This is a genomic window from Pseudarthrobacter sp. AG30 (genome assembly GCF_003116525.1).
Lineage (GTDB): Bacteria > Actinomycetota > Actinomycetes > Actinomycetales > Micrococcaceae > Arthrobacter.
In genome coordinates, this window is sequence record NZ_QEHL01000001.1 from 180,463 (window position 1) to 199,286 (window position 18,824).

General features: G+C 66.7%; 19 protein-coding genes and 1 pseudogene. 11 read left to right on the top strand and 9 right to left on the bottom strand.

Features of this window, described 5'->3' with window-relative positions; translation table 11 throughout:
* Positions 1-17 precede the first annotated feature (17 nt).
* Both DC347_RS00860 and DC347_RS00865 read right to left on the bottom strand, forming a co-directional pair.
* Positions 18-482 carry a hypothetical protein gene (locus DC347_RS00860; RefSeq protein ID WP_018762708.1) on the bottom strand — a complete coding sequence of 155 codons (465 nt, stop codon included), beginning with the start codon at positions 480-482 and terminating at the stop codon, positions 18-20.
* Positions 483-635: 153 nt separating this feature from the next.
* Entirely contained in the window at positions 636-1,412 is a 777-nt protein-coding gene (locus tag DC347_RS00865; protein ID WP_109044104.1) for a class I SAM-dependent methyltransferase, read from the bottom strand.
* 207 nt (positions 1,413-1,619) lie between these two features.
* Here DC347_RS00865 and DC347_RS00870 point away from each other — a divergent pair, with 207 nt between their 5' ends.
* The 3 genes from DC347_RS00870 (at position 1,620) to DC347_RS00880 (ending at position 6,040) form a co-directional block, all read left to right on the top strand.
* Positions 1,620-3,263, top strand: a complete 1,644-nt coding sequence (locus DC347_RS00870; protein WP_240617658.1) for an ATP-binding protein — start codon at positions 1,620-1,622, stop codon at positions 3,261-3,263.
* 19 nt (positions 3,264-3,282) lie between these two features.
* Complete coding sequence (locus DC347_RS00875) at positions 3,283-4,833, top strand: bifunctional diguanylate cyclase/phosphodiesterase (RefSeq protein WP_109044106.1); 1,551 nt, start codon at positions 3,283-3,285, stop codon at positions 4,831-4,833.
* A 175-nt stretch (positions 4,834-5,008) separates the two neighbouring features.
* On the top strand, positions 5,009-6,040 hold the full coding sequence (locus DC347_RS00880; protein WP_026264838.1) for an EAL domain-containing protein: 1,032 nt from the start codon (positions 5,009-5,011) through the stop codon (positions 6,038-6,040).
* A gap of 12 nt (positions 6,041-6,052) precedes the next feature.
* Here DC347_RS00880 and DC347_RS00885 read toward each other — a convergent pair whose 3' ends face one another.
* The 3 genes from DC347_RS00885 to DC347_RS00895 form a co-directional block, all read right to left on the bottom strand.
* Positions 6,053-6,811, bottom strand: coding sequence for a glycerophosphodiester phosphodiesterase (locus DC347_RS00885; protein WP_231369902.1), 759 nt, complete (start codon positions 6,809-6,811; stop codon positions 6,053-6,055).
* A gap of 85 nt (positions 6,812-6,896) precedes the next feature.
* Positions 6,897-7,160 carry a hypothetical protein gene (locus DC347_RS00890; protein WP_109044108.1) on the bottom strand — a complete coding sequence of 88 codons (264 nt, stop codon included), beginning with the start codon at positions 7,158-7,160 and terminating at the stop codon, positions 6,897-6,899.
* 106 nt (positions 7,161-7,266) lie between these two features.
* Positions 7,267-8,085, bottom strand: coding sequence for an HAD family hydrolase (locus DC347_RS00895; RefSeq protein WP_109044109.1), 819 nt, complete (start codon positions 8,083-8,085; stop codon positions 7,267-7,269).
* 89 nt (positions 8,086-8,174) lie between these two features.
* Here DC347_RS00895 and DC347_RS00900 point away from each other — a divergent pair, with 89 nt between their 5' ends.
* Together DC347_RS00900 and DC347_RS00905 are read left to right on the top strand one after the other, a co-directional pair.
* Complete coding sequence (locus tag DC347_RS00900; protein ID WP_026264842.1) at positions 8,175-8,606, top strand: LexA family transcriptional regulator; 432 nt, start codon at positions 8,175-8,177, stop codon at positions 8,604-8,606.
* Between the two features lie 26 nt (positions 8,607-8,632).
* Positions 8,633-9,913 (top strand): Y-family DNA polymerase, encoded by a 1,281-nt coding sequence (locus DC347_RS00905; RefSeq protein WP_206073867.1) that lies wholly within the window; start codon positions 8,633-8,635, stop codon positions 9,911-9,913.
* A 54-nt stretch (positions 9,914-9,967) separates the two neighbouring features.
* Here the strand turns inward: DC347_RS00905 and DC347_RS00910 are convergent, their stop codons facing one another.
* The 4 genes from DC347_RS00910 to DC347_RS00925 all read right to left on the bottom strand — a co-directional run bounded on the left by DC347_RS00910 (position 9,968) and on the right by DC347_RS00925 (position 11,854).
* A complete protein-coding gene (locus DC347_RS00910; protein WP_109044233.1) occupies positions 9,968-10,114 on the bottom strand; it encodes a lmo0937 family membrane protein in 147 nt (48 codons plus the stop codon).
* Positions 10,115-10,435: 321 nt separating this feature from the next.
* Positions 10,436-11,065: a maleylpyruvate isomerase family mycothiol-dependent enzyme gene (locus DC347_RS00915; protein ID WP_206073857.1), complete on the bottom strand. Its 630-nt coding sequence runs from the start codon at positions 11,063-11,065 to the stop codon at positions 10,436-10,438.
* Positions 11,062-11,505, bottom strand: coding sequence for an SRPBCC domain-containing protein (locus tag DC347_RS00920; RefSeq protein WP_165837967.1), 444 nt, complete (start codon positions 11,503-11,505; stop codon positions 11,062-11,064). The genes DC347_RS00915 and DC347_RS00920 overlap by 4 nt, the downstream gene beginning before the upstream one ends.
* Positions 11,498-11,854, bottom strand: coding sequence for a helix-turn-helix transcriptional regulator (locus DC347_RS00925; protein WP_109044112.1), 357 nt, complete (start codon positions 11,852-11,854; stop codon positions 11,498-11,500). The genes DC347_RS00920 and DC347_RS00925 overlap by 8 nt, the downstream gene beginning before the upstream one ends.
* 246 nt (positions 11,855-12,100) lie before the next feature.
* Here DC347_RS00925 and DC347_RS00930 point away from each other — a divergent pair.
* The 6 genes and pseudogenes from DC347_RS00930 (at position 12,101) to DC347_RS00955 (ending at position 18,813) form a co-directional block, all read left to right on the top strand.
* A pseudogene (locus DC347_RS00930) lies at positions 12,101-13,269 on the top strand (ABC transporter substrate-binding protein).
* A 274-nt stretch (positions 13,270-13,543) separates the two neighbouring features.
* Positions 13,544-14,563 (top strand): VOC family protein, encoded by a 1,020-nt coding sequence (locus DC347_RS00935; protein WP_109044113.1) that lies wholly within the window; start codon positions 13,544-13,546, stop codon positions 14,561-14,563.
* 7 nt (positions 14,564-14,570) lie between these two features.
* Positions 14,571-15,533 carry a fumarylacetoacetate hydrolase family protein gene (locus DC347_RS00940; protein WP_109044114.1) on the top strand — a complete coding sequence of 321 codons (963 nt, stop codon included), beginning with the start codon at positions 14,571-14,573 and terminating at the stop codon, positions 15,531-15,533.
* Complete coding sequence (locus DC347_RS00945) at positions 15,530-16,564, top strand: cyclase family protein (protein WP_109044115.1); 1,035 nt, start codon at positions 15,530-15,532, stop codon at positions 16,562-16,564. The genes DC347_RS00940 and DC347_RS00945 overlap by 4 nt, the downstream gene beginning before the upstream one ends.
* A 54-nt stretch (positions 16,565-16,618) precedes the next feature.
* Positions 16,619-17,743, top strand: coding sequence for an FAD-dependent monooxygenase (locus DC347_RS00950; RefSeq protein ID WP_109044116.1), 1,125 nt, complete (start codon positions 16,619-16,621; stop codon positions 17,741-17,743).
* Positions 17,740-18,813, top strand: a complete 1,074-nt coding sequence (locus DC347_RS00955; protein ID WP_109044117.1) for an amidohydrolase family protein — start codon at positions 17,740-17,742, stop codon at positions 18,811-18,813. Before DC347_RS00950 ends, DC347_RS00955 begins: the two co-directional genes overlap by 4 nt.
* Positions 18,814-18,824 lie beyond the last annotated feature (11 nt).

Consider the following 18,824-nt stretch of genomic DNA (forward strand, 5'->3'; position numbering starts at 1 on the left):
GCAGGCGGGGTAGCAGGTCAGGCGGGGCGGCGGAGTTCCGGCTCGTAGGGCCCGTCGGTGCCGCTGGAGCGCCCGCGTGGTCCGGCGGCCAGGGTGGGCGGGCTCTCGGGCGCAGACATCCACGGCACGGCGAACGTCACCACGGGCCGGCCGTCGTCGTCCGCGGACCTGACGGTCAGGCTTCTGGTGCCGGGAGGCACCGACGGGGCAAAGACCTGCAGGTTGCGGGTGCCCACCGTGGCCGAATCCTGCAGGGTGTATTCGGTCCCGAAGTGATCCTGGAGCGTGAGCCGCGGCTCGGGCGCACCGTCCGAGGGCAGGTGGATGTTGACCACCAGCCCGGACGCCCACACCTCCACGGACAGGATGGTGAATTCGGCAACCTCGGTGACATGCCGCCCGTAGGTGGGCGGGAGCAGCAGCCTGCGGAGCGCCCCGGACGGAATGAACTGACGGGTGCTGTTGCCTTGGTCCCCTGCCACAGCTCTTTCCTTTCCTGCGGCCAATTGATAAGCGTACTTACCATAGAGCCTCCGGATCCGCTCCATGTCAAGGACCCGCGCCAGGACTGTGTGGATGGCCTGCGGAGATACCCACAGGCCTGCGGAAACGTGCGGAAAAGCAGGCCCAGCGCGCTACCGCCGGGGCCGGACCACCGCGTAATATCCGGGCACCCGGTCCTGCCCGGGGACGCCCGTGACCGGATTGGTTTCGATGGCAGCGTGGCCGTCTTCCAGGAGTTCCCAGTCCGACGGCGGGAACGCCCGTTCGCGTTCTTCGGGGCCGAAGTGGCCGGGCATCGGCAGCCCGCGGATGGCCAGTTCCAGCGGCGCCGGGATGCCGCGCGTGGTGGCACCGAGGTGGGACACGTACTCCACCGGGTTCCCGTGGAAGTTGGTTTCCGCCATGAAGACGGTGCCGCGGTTGCCGGCCAAGGTCCCCAGGTTTTCCACGAGCGCCTTCTGGTGGGCGGGATCGAGGACGTGCAGGACTCCGCGAATGAAGACGTTGGCGCCATCAGCACCCGCATGGATTGACCCTGCCAGGGCAGCGCCAGCGCCCGGTGCTGTCATGTCGAGCGCTTCGAAAGCAGGGTTGGCAGCTCCTGCGGACTGCCGCCGCGCTATGTCAACCGCGTGCGGCGACACATCCACGCCAATTACCCGCGGGAAGACACCCGCGAGCGCCCGGGTGAAACCGCCGTGGCCGCAACCGGCGTCCACCACCGGGAGGGCCGGGTCCAGGTAGCGCAGGAGGTTGTCCCGGTAGCCGAGGAACTCGTGGTCGCTGCCCGAATCCCACAGGACCTCGCCGCCCGGGCCCGTGGCGGTGATACCGGCCCAATACTGGTCCCACGCCTTATGCCGGTCCTTCGGAGCACTCCGGGACAACCTGACGAGCTTGGGGATCAACAAGTACTTCCGCCAGGCGGACGACGTCGATTTGGTTCGGGAGGACACGGCTCAAATATATGTTCCCACTCCCGCAGGCGGCGCACCTTGCGCTACATTACGGCGCGCCCCGGCGCGGGGCGGCGGTTGGGGCGCGGGAGGGCCGTAGTGGCCCCCTGCACCCTGCATCCCCCTACAATGTACTCAACTGGGAGGGAAGGGAGCACTGTGACGGCTGTCCCGAGTGATGTGCGCCTGCCCCGCACCGCCGTCGTGGCCGATCCCGACGCCGGGCGCCTGGCCCTTAACGCACACGCCCTGCGGGAGGCCGGCTACACCGTCCTGGAAGCCGCCGACGCCGCGTCCCTGGCCCGGCTGCTGGCTGCCGGCGAGCCTTCCATCATCGTCGCGGACGCGCCGCTGTCAGCGGTCCGGACGACCGCCCCGGTCCTGGTGATGGTGGACCTGGACGATCCGGCGGACATTGGGGCAGCGAACCCGCCCGGCATCCACGACTGCATCACCAAGCCGCCCGCACCGCAGGAACTGGTCCACCGCGCGTCGGTCCTTATCGAGCAGGTATCCCGCCGCCGCGCGTCACGGGAGGAGGCGGAAGGGCTCCGCGAACAGCTGCGTGAAGTGTCCGCGGCGGTGCGCGCCACCAACAATCCCCAGGAAATTGCCGACCACGTCGTGGCCGGATTCGGCCGGACCTTCAAGGCCGATTACGTTGTCCTTTCCACCTTCGAGGACCACAGGGTCCCGGTGATCACGGCCACCTGGCGCCGGGGCGGGCTCGTGGAGCTGCGCCCCGAAGCCCTGCCTGGCGAGGACGAAGCCCGTGCCACGGCGGATGCGCTCTGGGCGGGCACGGAAACGCTGTCTGCCGACGGCAGCGAGGCCGATGCGGATGCCCCCGCGAGGCCCGCACCCGCTGTAGCCGGGGCCGCCTCCACCCTGGCAGTTCCCATCGGCGAAGGAAACTCGTCCCTGGGCATCATCTGGATCGCCATGATGGAGCGGCCCAGGACCTGGTCCAGCGCCGAGCTCGGGCTGATCCAGCACGTGGCGGGCAACGCCGCGTACGGACTGATCCAGAGCCACCTGATCAACAGCCAGCAGCAGGTGGTCAAACAGCTGCGGGAACTCGACAAGGCAAAGACGGACTTCCTGGCCACCGTGAACCACGAGCTGAGGACGCCGCTGACCTCGATCATGGCCTACCTGGACATGATCCAGGAGAGCACTGAACACCCGGTATCCAAGGAAGTCCACCAGATGCTGGACATCGTGGTCCGCAACACCGAACGGCTGCGGACGCTCATCGAGGATATGCTCAGCGTCTCGCGTGGCGGACTGGATGACACCGTGATGCACTTGGCGCCCGTACGCCTGGGGCAGACCCTTGACCTGGTGGCCGCCGCACTGCGGCCGCTGGCCACGCTGCAGAACGTCACCATCGACGTCGATCCCGTTCCAGAGGATCCGGAGATCCTTGCCGACGAGGTACAGCTCCAGCAGGTCTTCACCAACCTGGTGTCCAACGCCATCAAGTTCACCCCCAGCGGCGGACGCATCGAGGTGGGCAGTGAGTCCTACGCCGGTGCCGACGGATCCAAATGGGCCACTGTCCGGATCGCCGACACCGGAATCGGCATTTCCAGCGACGAGATCAACCATGTGTTCACCCGCTTCTACCGGGCCTCCAACGCCATGAACGGGGCCATCCCGGGCACCGGCCTGGGCCTGGCCATCTCCAAGGACATCGTGGACCGCCACGGCGGCAGCATCGATGTGGCCTCCACCCTGGGCGCCGGGACCACGGTGACGGTCAGCCTTCCCCTAGGCACCGACCACGCCCAGGTCAACTAAGCGGGAAGGAGGACTGGCAATGTTTGCCGACGACGACCCCCGGCTTTCCCAGCTGCTGGAAGGCATTGTCCGGCTCGCTTCCGGCGACCTCACCTCCCGGATTGAGGTCTCCCCCGCCCGGGACGAGCTGGACGCCATCATCATGGGCACCAACCTGCTCGCCGAGGACTTGGAGATCATCTACCAGGAACTCGAACAGCGGGTCCAGGTCCGGACCCAACTGCTGCACGAAGCCCACCTGGAAATGCAGAAAATGGCGATGCAGGACCCCCTGACCGGCCTGGCAAACCGGTCCGCCCTCATCGAAGCCCTTCGGACCGCGCTGCTGGCCGTGGACGGAAGGACCCTGGAACCGGCCGGCGAGTGCCCGGCAATCCTGCTGATGGACCTGGACTCGTTCAAGTCGATCAACGACAGCCTCGGACATACCGCCGGCGACCAGGTGCTGGTGACCGTGGGCGAACGGCTGCGGGGCGCGGTGCGCGTTTCCGACGTCGTAGCCCGCCTGGGCGGGGACGAATTCGCCATCGTGATGCCCACGGCATCACCGGACCAGGCCGCCATCGTGGCGCACCGCATCCTGGCGGCGCTCAGCGAACCCATCGAGCTCCCCGGCCGCAGCGTGCGCTGCGGTGCCAGCATCGGGCTCAGCCTGGGCAGCGAAGGCCAGAGCCCTGAGGACATGCTGATGGAGGCCGACGTCGCCATGTACGCCTCCAAGGCGGAGGGCCAGAACAAGCTGCACCGGTTCGAACCCGCGCTGCTGCTGATGCGGCGCCTCCGCAGCCAGCTGGTGGATGACCTGCGCGCAGCCATCAAGGAGGATGGCCTGACCCTCTACTACCAGCCGGTGGTTGAGCTCAACACCGGACGCGTCGAGGGCGTGGAGGCGCTGGTCCGCTGGAACCATCCCACCCGGGGCTTCATCATGCCGGACGAGTTCATCCCGCTGGCGGAGGAGGCGGGGCTGATCTCCGAGCTGGGCCTGTGGGTCCTCAGGACCGCTGTGTGGCAGCTGCGGGAATGGATCGACAGCTCGCTGGTGGACAGCGATTTCTCCGTGCGGATCAACATCTCCGCCACGGACCTCCAAAGCCTGCAGTTCATCGAGGACGTGCGCAACGTCCTGAAAGAAACCCGCGTGCGGCCCGACCAGGTGGTCCTGGAACTGACGGAAGTGGCAATCGTCAAGGGCAATGAGCTGGACCGATACTCGCTGGGCGGCCTGCGGGGCCTGGGCGTGGGCATTGAAATTGACGATTTTGGCACCGGCTACTCATCCATCAGCTACCTCCGCCGTTTGCCGGTGGACCGGGTCAAGGTTGACCGGTCGCTGATCACCGGACTGGAGAGCGATCCCAGCCAGCCGGGCCTGGTGGCAGCAGTCCTCCAGCTGGTGCGTGCCTGCGGGCTGGAAGCTGTCTGGGAGGGCGTGGAAACGGCGGAGCAGGCGGAAATCCTTCGCAACCTGGGCTGCCGCAGCGCCCAGGGCTACTACTTCGGCCGGCCGGTCCCACCCGACCAGATTCCAGGTTTATTGAAAGAGCGGGCGGAAAGCGCTAACCAGTAGTGCGCAAACTACTGCGCTTTTGTGGCCGCCGTTATACGATCAGCGTGCGGTGTCCGGCTTTTTCGTCGCCGCGGAATTTCAGGTCTCACAGCAGCACCGGACTCTAAAAGGCGTTTTTGAAATTGAACATTAATGGGCCAATGGGTCATTACTTCGTCAACTGGGGGCGTAGCTAATGTCGGTTCGTGTACAAGCATGGGGAATTATCGCCGCAGTACTCTCGGATACGGATCCCGCGGGGGCCGCTGTCCGGCAGCGGCTGAGCGACAGCCTCGATGAGAATCCCGGCGTGCCCGAGCGGGCCCTGCTGGAATATCTCCTGGAGGCCCGGAGGAGCGACGCCAACACGGCGGAAACCATTGAATCCGTACGGCAGATGCGCCTGGCGCCGCCCGTACTGCCACCGAAGCTGGCCGAACAGTTGGACGCCATCCGCAGCGCCTCCCGGATCAGCGCCCTGCTGGAAAACCACATGCTGATGACCGCCTTCCAGCCCATCTACGGGCTGGAAGGAAAGGCCGTGGTGGGTGTGGAGGCGCTCTCGCGCTTCGTCAGCGACGACGGCGCCACCGCGGAACTCTGGTTTGCCGAGGCAGAGGCCGTGGGCCTGGGCGCGAACCTCGAGTTCTCAGCCCTTGGCTCGGCTGCAGCAGCTGCCCGTGACCTGCCCGGTTCCCTCTACGTGTCCCTCAACATCTCCCCCACGTCCTGCATGGACCCGCGGCTGCCCGAACTGTTCGAGCACATCGAGCTCCCCATCGATCGGGTGGTGCTCGAATTGACGGAAGACATTCCGGAAGAGGAATACCTTCAGTTCATCTCCGCACTCAATCCCCTCCGCGAGAAGGGCCTCCGGATCGCCGTGGACGACACCCACACCGGCGCCGGCGCCCTGAGCCGCATGATCCACCTGCGCCCGGACTTCCTCAAGGTGGGCCGCAACGTGATCGGTGACGTGGACAAAGACGGTGTCCAGCGCGCCCTCGCCGCTTGCCTGGTGGACTTCACGGACCAGATCGGCATCACCCTGGTGGCCGAAGGCATTGAGACAGTGGGCGAGCTGAAGGTCCTGACGGAACTCGGCATCAGCGCCGGCCAGGGCTACCTGCTGGGCCGCCCCTCGGTACGGCCTGAGGACTGGGCCAACTGGAACACCCGCCTGGACGTGGACGGCCTGGAACGCCACCTGGCCAGCCCCGGCGAGTAGCCGGCACGGAACCTACCGGGGTTCCTGCGCCGGCGGCCACTGGCCGCGCGCACTGAGCACCTCGCGCAGCAGGTCCGCACGGTCCGTGACGATGCCGTCCACTCCGAGCTCGAGGAGGCGGTGCATCTCAGCGGCCTCGTTGATGGTCCAGACATGCACCACCAGGCCAAGGTCGTGGGCGCGGCGGATGAAGCCTGCGGTGACCACGGGGACACGTCCGTACCGCACGGGAACCTGCAATGCCTGGATATCGCGGAGCGGCCGGCGCATGATCCGGCGGAAGGCCGCCCGCGGAAGGACAGGTCCCAGGAGGGTGAAGAGGGCGTTCGAGGCCACGCCGGCGGAGGAGGCCACCGGCCGGCTGAGCAGCTTGAGCACCGCCCGCCGCCGCCGGTCCGAAAAGCTGGTGACCAGCACCCGGTGGTGCACCTGGTGCCGCTCGATCGCGGCGGCAGTGCTCCGCACCGAATCCCAGTCCTTGACGTCGAGGTTCAGCCTGGCCTCCGGCAGGCCGGTGACCAGCTCGTCGAACGTGGGAATGGGTTCACGGCCGTCGATCCGCGCCTTCGCCACCTCTGCGGCGGCAAGGTCCCCGACCCTGCCTCTGCCGTCGGTCACCCGGTCCAGGAATTCATCGTGGAACAGCAGCAGCACGCCGTCCGCCGTGGTGTGGACATCCGTTTCGAGATAGCGGAAGCCGAGTTCGATGCCGGCGCGGAACGCGGCCATGGAGTTTTCCAGCCCGTCCACCGAGAAGCCCCGGTGGGCCATGGCGATGGGAAGCTGCCGCCCGGCGTCGTCGGGGTGTTGGAAAAAGGGCAGGGTCACCCTGCGAGCGTACCCGAGGCCCGCACCGTCAGTCCCGGCAGTCGTTCTCGCCGCAGGGCAGGATGTCCACGCCGTCGCCGCAGTGCAGCAGGACGCGTCCGCGGCCGCCATCCAGGTGGACCCAGACGGCGCTGTGGTCTGCGGTAATGGTGTCCACTACCCCGCTCGCTTGGAAGCCGGGTGACAGCAGGACGCGGACCCTGTCGCCCTGGCGCAACTGTTTCCAGTGCGGATCAGGCGTTGCCTTGCGCAGCGGCGCATCTGCTGCGCGCTGTTTGACGCTTCGTGCCATCGGAACCCCCTGTGAGCCGGCCGGTGAGGGGCGAACCCTCCAGCCTTGACGGTACAGACGAAAGGTAAACGCCAGGTGAGCGCCAGCTGGAAGTACGGGGCGGGAGTCAGGAAAACTGGACGCCCAAGGCTGCCAGCCTGGCCTCCAGGACCTGGGCCACGCCGTCGTCGTCAAAATGCGGTGCCTGCCGGCCCGCCGCCCTGATGGCCTCGGGGTGGCCGCTGGCCATCGCGTAACCGTGACCGGCCCAGCGGAGCATTTCGATGTCGTTGGGCATGTCGCCGAAGGCGACCACGTCGGCGGCATCGATGCCCAGTGCGGCCGCGTACTCGGCCAGGGTGACGGCCTTGTTCACGCCAGGGAGGGACAGTTCCAGCATGGCGACGCCGGGCGAGGAGTGCGTGGCGGCGGCCAGGTGTTCGACGGCGGGCGCCACCTCGGCGAGGAAGTCGTCTGGGGTGCCCTCCCGGACAATGGCCAGGAATTTGACCACGGAATCGTCCCCGGTGAGCGTTTCATGGAGCGGCGCCGGAGTGAATTCGGCGAGGAGTTCGCTGGATTCGTTTTCGATGAAGCCCGGCTCAAGGTGGAACCCGGTGAGCGTTTCGGCGGCGAACAGCGCGGCGGGACGGAGTTCCTTGATGACGCGGCGGATTTCCAGGACAGCAGCGGTGGCCAGCGCACGGGCGGATACCAGTTGGTCCGCTTCCAGGTCCCAGACGACGGCACCGTTGGAGCAGATCACCCGTCCGGCGTGGCCCAGCTGCTCCTCAAGCGGGTGCAGCCAGCGCGGAGGGCGCCCGGTGACGAAGACCAGTTCGACGCCGGCATCCCGGCAGGCGTGGAAGGCGCGTATGGTGCGCGGGCTGATTTTTCCGTCGTGCCCAAGGATCGTTCCGTCAATATCGCTCGCAACCAACCGCATCCTGCAAGTCTACGTTGGCCGCCGGCTCCCGTTGTCGGCCTGCGGGGCTACACTGAAGTATCGAACATATATTCGAATAAAGGTGTGTTGTGGGCGTTATTATTGGTCCCCGCGTGATAGACGCGGGCGTCTCCTTGTTATCGGTGCTGATCTCGCCCGTGGCAGTGGCGGCGGGGTTTCCGTCGCCCGCACAGGACTACTTCGATGGCCGGATCGACCTGAACGCCCACCTGATCAAGGACATCACCAGCACGTTCGTGGTCCGGGTAACCGGGGACTCCATGGAAGGCGCGGGCATCAGCGACGGCGATGAACTCATTGTGAACCGGGCCCTGGAACCGCGGGACGGGTCTGTGGTGATCGCCGTCCTGGACGGAGAACTGACGGTCAAGCGCCTGCGCATCACCGGCAACGGCGTGGTGCTGCAGGCGGAAAACCCGCGGTATCCGGACATCCGGGTACCGGCCCTGTCCGAGCTGACCATCTGGGGCGTTGCCACCCGGTGCCTCCATCATGTGTGAAGTGCATCGTGGCTAAGCCGGCCCCCATGCGGAGGATGCCGCAGATCGCCCATGTGGACGTCAACTGCTTCTACGCGTCGGCGGAGCGCGCCTTCGATCCCTCCCTGGAGGGCCGGCCGCTCGTGGTCCTGTCCAACAATGACGGCTGCGCGGTTACCCGGTCCCCCGAGGCGAAAGCCCTCGGCATCTCCACCGGGGAGCCCTGGTTCAAGCTCGCGCCGCGGGCCAAGGAATGGGGCCTGGTGGCCAAGTCCAGCAATTATGAGTTGTACGGGGACATCAGCGCCCGCGTCATGGAACTTCTCGGCCGCTACTCGGCGTGGCTGGAGGTCTACAGCATTGACGAGGCGTTCCTCGGCGTCAAGGGCGAACCGGACCAGCTGTTGGTCCTTGGCCGCCGGATCAAGGAGGCCGTGGTGCGCCACGTCGGGGTTCCGGTGTGCGTAGGGATAGCTCCCACCAAAACACTGGCCAAGCTGTGCAACAGGTGGGCCAAGAACAATCCCGCATTTGGCGGGGTGTGCCTCTGGGAGTCAGTGCCGCCGCCGGTGCGGGAGGGCTTGATGGGCCGGTTGCCCGTGGACGAGATCTGGGGCGTCGCCGGGCGCCTGGCCAAGCGCCTGAATGCCATGGGGATCTTTACCGTGCTGGACCTGATGCACGCCGACCCGGTGGCGATCAGGGGCAAGTTTTCGGTGGTGCTGATGCGCACCGTCCTCGAACTGCGCGGCACTGCCTGCATTCCCATGGAGGAGGAGCGCGTTGGCCGCGACCAGTTGATCTTTTCCCGCTCGTTCGCCACCCCGGTGACCACCTCTGCCGGTGTGCGGGAGGTGCTGGGCATTTACAGCCAGCAGGCGAGCGCACGGCTGTCCAAACACGGCCTCCAGGCAAAGGTGCTGACGGCGTTCGCAGCCACCTCGCCGTTCCGGAACCAGGAGCAGGCGTATCCTACGGTGTGCGTCCGGCTTCCCATGCCCACCGCGGATCCGCTCCTGCTCACCAGGGCCGCGCACGCTCTGCTGCCGAAAATCCGGGAAGGGCTCAGGTATGCGAAGGCGGGCCTGATGCTGACCGATCTTCGGCCCACCGGCAACCAGCCACCGCTGGAGCCTTTCGAGAACCGGCACGAGGAACGCGGCATCGGGCCGCTGCTGGAGGACGTCAGCCGCCGCTTTGGGCGCGGTTCCATTGGATTGGGGTACGCAGGCGTCAAGTCCGGCCTTGACTGGACCATGAAGCGCAATATGCGTTCACCCCGGTACACAACCCACTGGGACGAACTGCCGCTGGTCAAGGCCGCCTGACCTTCGGGTCCCCGCCGGCGGCACCAAGGCCGGCGGCGGGGACCCTCGTGGCCATCAGGCGCGGGACCTGCCGCGGACAAAGTGGAAGATCAGGACTACCACGGCAACAACCAAAAGGATGTGGATGAGCCCGCCGCCAATATTGGCGAGCAGTCCGAGGAGCCAGAGAACGGCGATGATAATAGCGATCCAAAGCAACATGAATTTCTCCTGGATTGTTATTGGCTGGAACTGCTGCATGTGCAGTACGGCGCCTTAGCCGGGCCTACTGCAAGGAATACACCCCTACCTCCCGCTCCAGGCCCCCATGCCGCTTCCGTTCATCAGCACGGCCGGTAAAACGTCGCAGTGGCCTGCTGAATCGCCACACCGAAATTGTGTGGCAAATCCCAGACTATTTCAGGACGCCCCTGCTGGAAATGGCAGGGCATCAAAAAAATAGACGTGTCCCCTTTGTGCGTGATTTCGCGCATGGATGCAAATCCCCGCAGCTCTCCTGGAACGCACCGGGGCCGGGCAGGATCAGGCGGTGGTGAACCGGGCAGTTGCCCCGCCGTCGAGGGCCCCGCTGGGCAGCCGGCGGTCCATGAGCACCATCAGGAGGTGGTGGGCGGCGCCGCGGAGGGGCTCGCCGTCGCCGAAGGCCCAGTCCAGGTCGGTGGCTTCGAGCCGGACGCCGGCCAGGTCAAGCCGGAAATGCTTCCGGCTGAGGGGGCTGGTCGCATGGTCGAGTACCGTGCGGAGGCTTGCATCACTGACCGGGTGTTTGAGGCCGAGCGGGATGGTGATGTCCAGGCCATGGACGATGTCGTGGGTAAGGGCTCCCTGGAGTCCACCGCCGGGCGGTTTCCACAGCGTGTCCTCGTTCGCGCGCCAGCGGTGAAGCAAGGTGCTGACCGGCTCCTGGGCGTCGTGGCGGGCGACCCGATCCGCCATGCGGGCGAAGTTGGCGCGCGAGCGGAGCAACTCGCCGATGAACCGTGGGGTGGAGAAGCGCAGGGGCATGGCCATGTGCGCGACGACTTCCCGCACGCGCCAGCCGGCGCAGAGCGAGGCGGCGTCCCACGCCTGTTGCGGCAGCACTTCCAGGATTTTGGTAAAGGCCCGCCGCTCGGCTGCTATGTTCGCCATGGAGTAGCTGCCCGCACTCATCGGTGGGCTCCGGCGTGCTGTGCCAGGTAGGCCTCGAAGCGGTCCAGCGAGGTGAGGAATCCGGCCTGGGCGGCGGGATCGAGCATTGGCTCCGGAACGTTCGTTTGTTCGATGTCGACTTGGGTACGGCGCGATCCCAGCTCGGTGAAGGTGATGGTCACGGTCATCCCCGAGTGGTCCTCAATCCACGACAGGCGCTCCGGCGGGGTCACCTCAACGTACCGTGCGCTGGTCGGGTAGGTGCTGCCGTCGCGGTCGTTGACCATGACGGTGGTGAAGGCACCCCCGACGCGGGCATCCACGGTGATTGTGTCCAAGGGCGTGGTGACGCCGGCCGGACCCCAGAAGTGGGTCAAATGCTCGGGTTCGACCATGCAGCTGAAGACCAGTTGCCGTGGCGCCTCGAAGATGCGGGTGAAGCGGAGGGTGTTCTCATTCATGGCGGTCTCCATTCGGGGGTTCCTGCAGGTTGCGGAGGTGTTGGTCGAGCTTGTCGAAGCGCTCGGACCAAAGGCGCCGGTTCTCCTCGATCCAGCCGGCAGCGACATCGAGGGCCTGCAACTCCAGGCGGCAGGGGCGGAACTGGGCTTTCCGGCCTCGACTGATCAATCCCGATCTCTCGAGTACCTTCAGATGCTTGGAGATACCCGGAAGGCTCAAGTTGAACGGTTCCGCCAGTTCGTTGACGGTGGCGTCGCCGGCGGCGAGCCGGACCACGATGGCCCGGCGCGTCGGGTCGGAAAGCGCACTGAACATCGCGTCGAGCCGCTGATCTTCCGCAACTGTCATGCGGGGCTCCAGAATTTCTCCATCCTTATATTTTACTTATTAGCTAATTAACCGTCAAGCAAAATAAGGTGGCTTCCGGGCTGGCGCTGCCACCCGCAAAAAGACGCTTCACGACGTTTTTTGACGCCTCGCGACGCCACGTTGCGCGTTCGCGTCGCCGGGTGAACCAGTACGACACGAACGATTGTGGGCCTGGTGGGCGCTCCGTAACCTCGTCTCAGCATCCGCCCCAGCAAAGGAATCCCCATGACCAACCCGCAGGACAACGGTCCGCAGAAGTCCACACGCATCGTGGCCGGCCAGTCAGCCAAACCCAAGCGCCCCCTGGGCCTGAAAATCGGCATTGCCGCCGCAATCCTGGCCCTGGTTGGCGGTGGCGCCGCCGTCGCCTCAGCCGTCAACACTGGCGCCCCGGCCGCAACCCCGGAAAGCGCCCCGGCCGGCAATCCGGCAGCCGAGCTGAAGCTGGGCTATTTCGGCAACGTCACGCACGCCCCGGCCCTGGTGGGCGTCAGCAAAGGCTTTATCGCCGGGGAACTGGGCAGCACCAAACTCAGCACCCAGGTCTTCAATGCCGGTCCGGCCGCCATCGAAGCCCTGAACGCAGGCGCCATCGATGCCACCTATATCGGCCCCAACCCGGCCATCAACTCGTTCGTCAAGAGCCAAGGCCAATCGGTGAGCATCATCGCCGGAGCCGCCGCCGGCGGGGCGCAGCTTGTGGTCAAGCCGGAGATCACCTCCGCCGCAGACCTCAAGGGCAAGACCCTTGCATCCCCCAACTGGGCGGCACCCAGGACGTCGCCCTTCGGGCCTGGCTCTCATCACAGGGCTACAAAACGAACGTGGACGGCAGTGGCGACGTCGCCATCAACCCCACCGAGAACGCCCAGACCCTCAAGCTGTTCCAGGACGGAAAGCTCGACGGCGCCTGGCTGCCCGAGCCCTGGGCATCCCGCCTGGTGCTGAACGCCGGCGCCAAGGTTCTGGTGGACGAAAAGGACCTGTGGGACGGCTCGCTCTCGGGCAAGCCGGGCGAGTTCCCCACAACCATCCTGATCGTCAACCAGAAGTTCGCGGCGGACCACCCGGACACCGTCAAGGCGCTGCTGAAGGGCCACGTGAAATCCGTTGAGTGGCTGAACAACGCCTCTGCCGCCGACAAGGCCACAGTGATCAATTCCGCCTTGAAGGAAGCCGCCGGCGCGGAGCTGAAGCCGGATGTCATTGACCGGTCCCTGAAGAACATCGTCTTCACTGTGGACCCGCTTGCCGGAACCTACCAGAAACTGCTGGCCGACGGCGTGACCGCCGGTACCACCAAGCAGGCCGACATCAACGGCATCTTCGACCTGCGGGCGCTCAACAGCGTGTCCGGCGAGAAGACCTCGGCAGCCGGGCTCGGCAAGGAATAGTCCCGCCGCACGCCCGCTCACTTATTACCCCTTTTCGGTCAACGCCCGCTCACTTCTTTCGGGAAAGTGAGCGGGCGTTGCCGTTTTGGGAGCAACAAGTGAGCGGGCGTCGCCGTTTGGGGAGCGATAAGTGAGCGGGCGTTGCTGGGGGGAGTATCAGCGTGGCGGATATCTGATATCGAAAACCTGCCATTCCCCGAATATATGAAGTGCCTCACAGTGATTACAGGACCTGCACCAAACCGCAGCCGGTAAAACCCAGAAGGACTTCAACGTGGAAACTCCCCTCTCCCATCTTGCCCACCTCGAAATCACCAGCCCGGACGTTGAAGCGTCCGCACGGTTCTACGAGGAAAAGTTCGGCATGCGCATCGTCGACCGTGTGGACGGCAACGTCTACCTCCGCTGCTGGGGCGACTACTACCGCTACAGCCTGGTGGTCACCGAAGGACCGGAAGCATCGCTGGGCCGGATGGCCTGGCGCACCAACTCGCAGGCCGCCCTCGAAGCAGCCGCCCAGCGCATCGAAGCGACCGGCGTGCAGGGCACCTGGACCGCAGGCGGCCATGGCTACGGCAAGGCCTACGAATTCACGGGCCCCTACGGCCACCACATGCGCGTCTTCTACGACGTGGAAAAGTTCGTCGCCGAGCCCGGCTTCGAATCCACCTACCCGGACCGGCCGGAGCGCCGCAGCAGCCACGCCGCAGCACCGCGTTTCCTCGACCACGTCACCGTCGCAGCCTCCGACGTGCGCGGCTTCGCCAAGTGGTACGGCGATGCCCTGGGCTTCCGCGTGATGGCCTTCGTGGACCTGGACGAAGCACCCATCACCGTGTTCTCGGTCCTGACCACCAACGAAAAGTCCCACGACCTCGGCGTCGTCAAGGACACGTCCCAGCGTGCCGGCCGAGTCAACCACATCGCTTTCTGGGTGGACACCACAGAGGACCTGCTCCGCACCGCGGACGTCATGATGGAAAACGGCACCCCCATGGAATATGGCCCCTCCATCCACGGCGTGGGCGAGCAGAACTTCCTCTACTTCCGCGAACCGTCCGGCCTGCGCGTCGAGCTGAACTCCGGCGGCTACCGCAACTACGTCCCGGACTGGGAGGCCAACACCTGGAAGCCGTCGGAGGGCTCCAACAACTTCTACAAGAACGGCGCCATGCCGCACTCCATGACCGAATCGTTCCCACCGGCTGAAGGCTTCACGGCCACCGAGGAAGGCGCGTCGCCGGAGATGAAGGAAGCCCTCCTGAACCCGTACGCCAAGCAGGGACGGGGCTAACGGCACCATGGCCGAAGCACCTTACGCACTCATCCGGTTCCAGGAGCCTGGCGGCGGCAAGGCCCGCGCGGGCCTGCTCGTTGATGACAGGGTCCTGCCCCTGGACGAGGACATCAACTCCCTGATCGAGCACTGGGACACCACCGAAGGCCAGCTGGACTCGCTGGCCGCCTCTGCAGGCGAGGACACAGGCCTGGCGATTGCCGACGTCGAGGTCCTGGCCCCCGTGGAGCCGGCCCAGATCCTGCAGACGGGCGCCAACTACCGCAAGCACGTGATCGACCTGGCCGTGGCGCACCGCGAGCCGGGCGAAGACGCGGAAGAGGTGCGCACCAAGACTGCCGCGATGATGGACAAGCGCGCGGGCCAGGGCACGCCGTACTTCTTCATCGGGCTTCCGACGGCGGTCGCGTCCGCCACGGACGACCTCACCCTGCCCGCCTACAGCAAGTCCCACGACTGGGAGCTGGAACTGGCCGCGGTGATCGGGAAGACTGCGTTCCGGGTCACCCCCGAAGAAGCCCTGGAGCACGTCTTCGGGTACACCATGGTCAATGACATCACCACCCGCGAGTACGTCTTCCGCAAGGACATGCCCGCCATCGGTTCGGACTGGTACCGCGCCAAGAACGCCCCCGGCTTCCTGCCCACGGGCCCGCTGCTGGTGCCGGCCAAATTCTTCGGCGACCCGCAGGACGTCCAGGTGACGCTCAAGCTCAACGGCAAGGCCATGCAGGACGAGTCCACCCAGGACATGATCTTCGGCGTTGCCAAACTGGTCAGCGAAGCCTCGCAGATCATGCCGCTGCGCCCCGGCGACCTTGTCCTCACAGGCAGCCCGGCCGGCAACGGCCAGCACTGGGGACGGCTGCTCCAGGACGGCGACGTCATGGAAGGCACCATCACCGGGCTGGGCACCCAGTTCATCCACTGCAAGGACGAAACTCCAACCGAAAGCAGCAAGCCGTGACCACCCAGGACACAGCAACCGGCGCCGGGGAATCAAGTACTGATTCCCCGGCCATCCGGCGTGAAGACCCGCTCGGCAGCATCCGCGCCATGGCCCGGGAACACAGCAACTGGGGCCGTTGGGGCCAGGACGACGTCCTGGGCACCCTGAACTTCATCGACGCCGCCAAGCGGGTCGAGGCCGCCGCGCTCGTCAGCACCGGGGAGGCGTTCTCGCTCTCCCAACCCTTCGATACCAACGGTCCGCAAAAAGGCTGGCGCCGCCGCACCAACCCGGTCCACACCATGACGGACACGGGCGTTGACGCTGAACGCGGCAACCAAGGCTTCCCGCACGGTTTCGGCGGCGCTGACGACGTGATCGCCATGCCCCTGCAATGCTCCACTCAGTGGGATGGCCTGGGCCACATCTTCGACCAAGGCAAGGCCTGGAACGGCCGGGCCGCCGGCGACGTCGTCACCTCCGAGGGCGACCTGGTCACCGGAATCGAAACCGCCGCGGCGAAGATCGTCACCCGGGGCGTCCTGCTCGACGTCGGCCGGGCGCTGGGCCCCGGGCTGGGACGGAACGACGGCGAACTGCCAGACGGTTTCGCCATCACTCCGGAACACCTCCAGCGGACCATCGAACTCCAAGGGCCCAGCTCCGAGGTGCGGCGCGGCGACATCGTGGTGATCCGCACCGGGCAGTACACCCGGGTGAGCCGCGACGGCTGGGGCGACTATGCCGGTGGCTCGGCCCCGGGGCTGTCCTTCAGCACGGCACCCTGGCTGCACCGCAGCGAGATCGCCGGCATCGCCACCGACACCTGGGGTTTCGAGGTCCGGCCCAACGAGTTCGACGGCGCATTCCAGCCACTCCACCAGATCGCCATCCCCAACCTGGGCCTGTTCCTGGGCGAGATGTGGGACCCCGACGCATTGGCGGAGGCATGCGCGGCGGACGGCAGGTACGACTTCCTGCTGACCGCAGCACCGCTCCCCATCACCGGGGCCGTCGGATCACCGGTCAACCCGATCGCCGTCCGGTAGCTTTCACTACAACAAACCACCAGCAGTAACGCCGTCAATACAAAGGAGTCAGCGATGGCAGCAGTACAGAACGTCGGAATCGTGGGGGCGGGAGCCGCGGGGCTGGCCGCCGCCATCCTCCTGGCCGACGCCGGAATCCGGGTGGAAGTCCTCGAGAAGGCAGACGCCCCGCAGACACTTGGGTCCGGCATCACGCTGCAGGGGAACGCCTTGCGCGTCCTCCGCCAGCTCGGCGTCTGGGACCAGGTGGAGGCCAAGGGCTACGCCTTCAGCACGCTCGGCCTGCGGGCCCCGGACCCGGCCGGCACGGTGCTCGCCGTCCTGGAGGACATCCGCACCGGCGGCGACGACCTCCCGGCCACCATGGGCATGTACCGGCCGGACCTTACAGCCATCCTCCGTGAACGTGCGGAACAGGCGGGTGCCCGGATCAGCTACGGCCGGACGGTCACCAGCATCACGGACGACGACGGTTCGGTCACCGTGGGCACCGCCGACGGCGGCACGGCCACTTACGACCTCCTGATCGGCGCCGACGGCCTGCACTCGGCCGTCCGCAAGGCCATTGGCATCGACGTGGAACCCCATCCAACCGGCATGGGCATCTGGCGGGCGTTCGTGGAACGGCCGGCGGAGGTGGTCCGGACCGACCTCACCTACGGCGGCCCCTGCTTCATTGCCGGCTACTGCCCCACCGGCCCGGACACCATCTACGCCTACCTGGTGGAGAAGGCCCAGGAACGCAAGCACGAGGACGGCCCCCGCATCATGGCCGAACTCGCAGCAGCCTATGGCGGGCCGTGGAACGAGATCCGCGCCAACCTGGACCACAGTGCCCGCATCAACTACACGTGGTTCACCACCCATCTGGTGAACGGACCCTGGAACCGCGGCCGCACGGTGATCATCGGCGACGCCGCGCACAGCTGCCCCCCAACGGTGGCACAGGGTGCCGCCATGGCCCTGGAGGACGCCGCCGTCCTGGCCGAGCTGCTGATCAAGGCCGACGACGTCACCGAAACCCTGTTCAAGGAGTTCAGCGACCGCCGGCTGGACCGCGCCACGGCAGTGGTGAACGCCTCGGTCCAGCTGGGCCAGTGGATGCTCGACGGCGTCCGCGACGCCGATGTGCCCGGCCTGATGCACGGCCTGTCCGTCATGCTGAAGGAGCCGGCATGAGCACCCGTCCCGGCCCGAACCCCACGGTGGATGTCCACGCACACATCCTGCTGCCGGCCCTCCAGCAGCTGGTGGCCGAGGCCGATCCGGAGGGCTTCGGCACCCAGCAGGCCCTGGAGGTGCGCCGCAACGGACCCGAGTCCATGGCCGCCTCGGGCCGGATGATCAAGGAACGCTGGCCGCAGCTGACCGACCTGGACCGCCGGCTGGCGGACATGGATGCCCAGGGCGTGGACGTGCAGCTGGTCTCACCGTCGCCGTCGCACTTCTACTACTTCGCCGGGGAGGATCTGGCCCTTCAGCTCGCCCGGGCCGCAAACCAGGCGGTGCGCGGGTTCGTAGACCGCGCGCCGGGCAGGCTGAACGGGTTGGGCCTGGTCCCGCTCCAGCACCCGGGCCTGATGGTGGATGCCTTGGAACACGCCGTCCTGGAGTGCGGCCTGCTGGGAGTCGAAATCGGGTCCTTCGCCGCCACTCCCGGAGACCCGGAACGGAGCACCGTAGAACTCTCGGACCCCCGGCTGGAACCGTTCTGGACCCGCGCCGAAGAGCTGGGCGCCGTGGTGTTCCTGCACCCGTTCGGCTGCTCGCTGGATGAGCGGCTGGACCGCTTTTACCTGGCCAACACCGTGTCCCAGCCGGCCGAGAACGCGGTGGCCCTGTCCCACCTGATTTTCAGCGGCGTCCTGGACCGGCACCCCGCTTTGAAGGTCCTGGCCGCCCACGGCGGCGGCTACCTGCCCACGACGCTGGGCCGGTCGGACCGTGCCTGGAAAGTGCGTCCGGAGGCTCATGGGTGCGCCGCGCCGCCGTCGTCCTACCTGCGGAAACTGTACTTCGACTCGCTCGTCCACAGCCCGGCTGAACTGCGGGCCCTGGTTGCCGCCGCCGGGCCGGAGCAGGTGCTGCTCGGCTCGGACTACCCGTTCGATATGGGGTCCGACCTTCCGGCGGACGAGGTGGAAGCCGCCGCACTCCCGGCCGACGACGAGGCCCGGGTCTTGGGCGGCAACGCACGGGCCCTGGGCATCACCGCGGCAGCCGCCCTGGCCACCCGCCCCAACGCCTAAGGAATACCCAC

Excerpts from the sequence above, each read along its gene's own strand:
- DC347_RS00880 (WP_026264838.1), top strand. The coding sequence starts at position 5,009 with ATGTCGGTTCGTGTACAAGCATGGGGAATTATCGCCGCAGTACTCTCG.
- DC347_RS00940 (WP_109044114.1), top strand. The coding sequence starts at position 14,571 with ATGGCCGAAGCACCTTACGCACTCATCCGGTTCCAGGAGCCTGGCGGC.
- DC347_RS00950 (WP_109044116.1), top strand. The coding sequence starts at position 16,619 with ATGGCAGCAGTACAGAACGTCGGAATCGTGGGGGCGGGAGCCGCGGGG.
- DC347_RS00885 (WP_231369902.1), bottom strand. The coding sequence starts at position 6,811 with ATGGCCCACCGGGGCTTCTCGGTGGACGGGCTGGAAAACTCCATGGCC.
- DC347_RS00895 (WP_109044109.1), bottom strand. The coding sequence starts at position 8,085 with ATGCGGTTGGTTGCGAGCGATATTGACGGAACGATCCTTGGGCACGAC.
- DC347_RS00915 (WP_206073857.1), bottom strand. The coding sequence starts at position 11,065 with ATGAGTGCGGGCAGCTACTCCATGGCGAACATAGCAGCCGAGCGGCGG.
- DC347_RS00875 (WP_109044106.1), top strand. The coding sequence starts at position 3,283 with ATGTTTGCCGACGACGACCCCCGGCTTTCCCAGCTGCTGGAAGGCATT.
- DC347_RS00925 (WP_109044112.1), bottom strand. The coding sequence starts at position 11,854 with ATGACAGTTGCGGAAGATCAGCGGCTCGACGCGATGTTCAGTGCGCTT.
- DC347_RS00955 (WP_109044117.1), top strand. The coding sequence starts at position 17,740 with ATGAGCACCCGTCCCGGCCCGAACCCCACGGTGGATGTCCACGCACAC.
- DC347_RS00890 (WP_109044108.1), bottom strand. The coding sequence starts at position 7,160 with ATGGCACGAAGCGTCAAACAGCGCGCAGCAGATGCGCCGCTGCGCAAG.
- DC347_RS00905 (WP_206073867.1), top strand. The coding sequence starts at position 8,633 with ATGCGGAGGATGCCGCAGATCGCCCATGTGGACGTCAACTGCTTCTAC.
- DC347_RS00920 (WP_165837967.1), bottom strand. The coding sequence starts at position 11,505 with ATGAATGAGAACACCCTCCGCTTCACCCGCATCTTCGAGGCGCCACGG.
- DC347_RS00910 (WP_109044233.1), bottom strand. The coding sequence starts at position 10,114 with ATGTTGCTTTGGATCGCTATTATCATCGCCGTTCTCTGGCTCCTCGGA.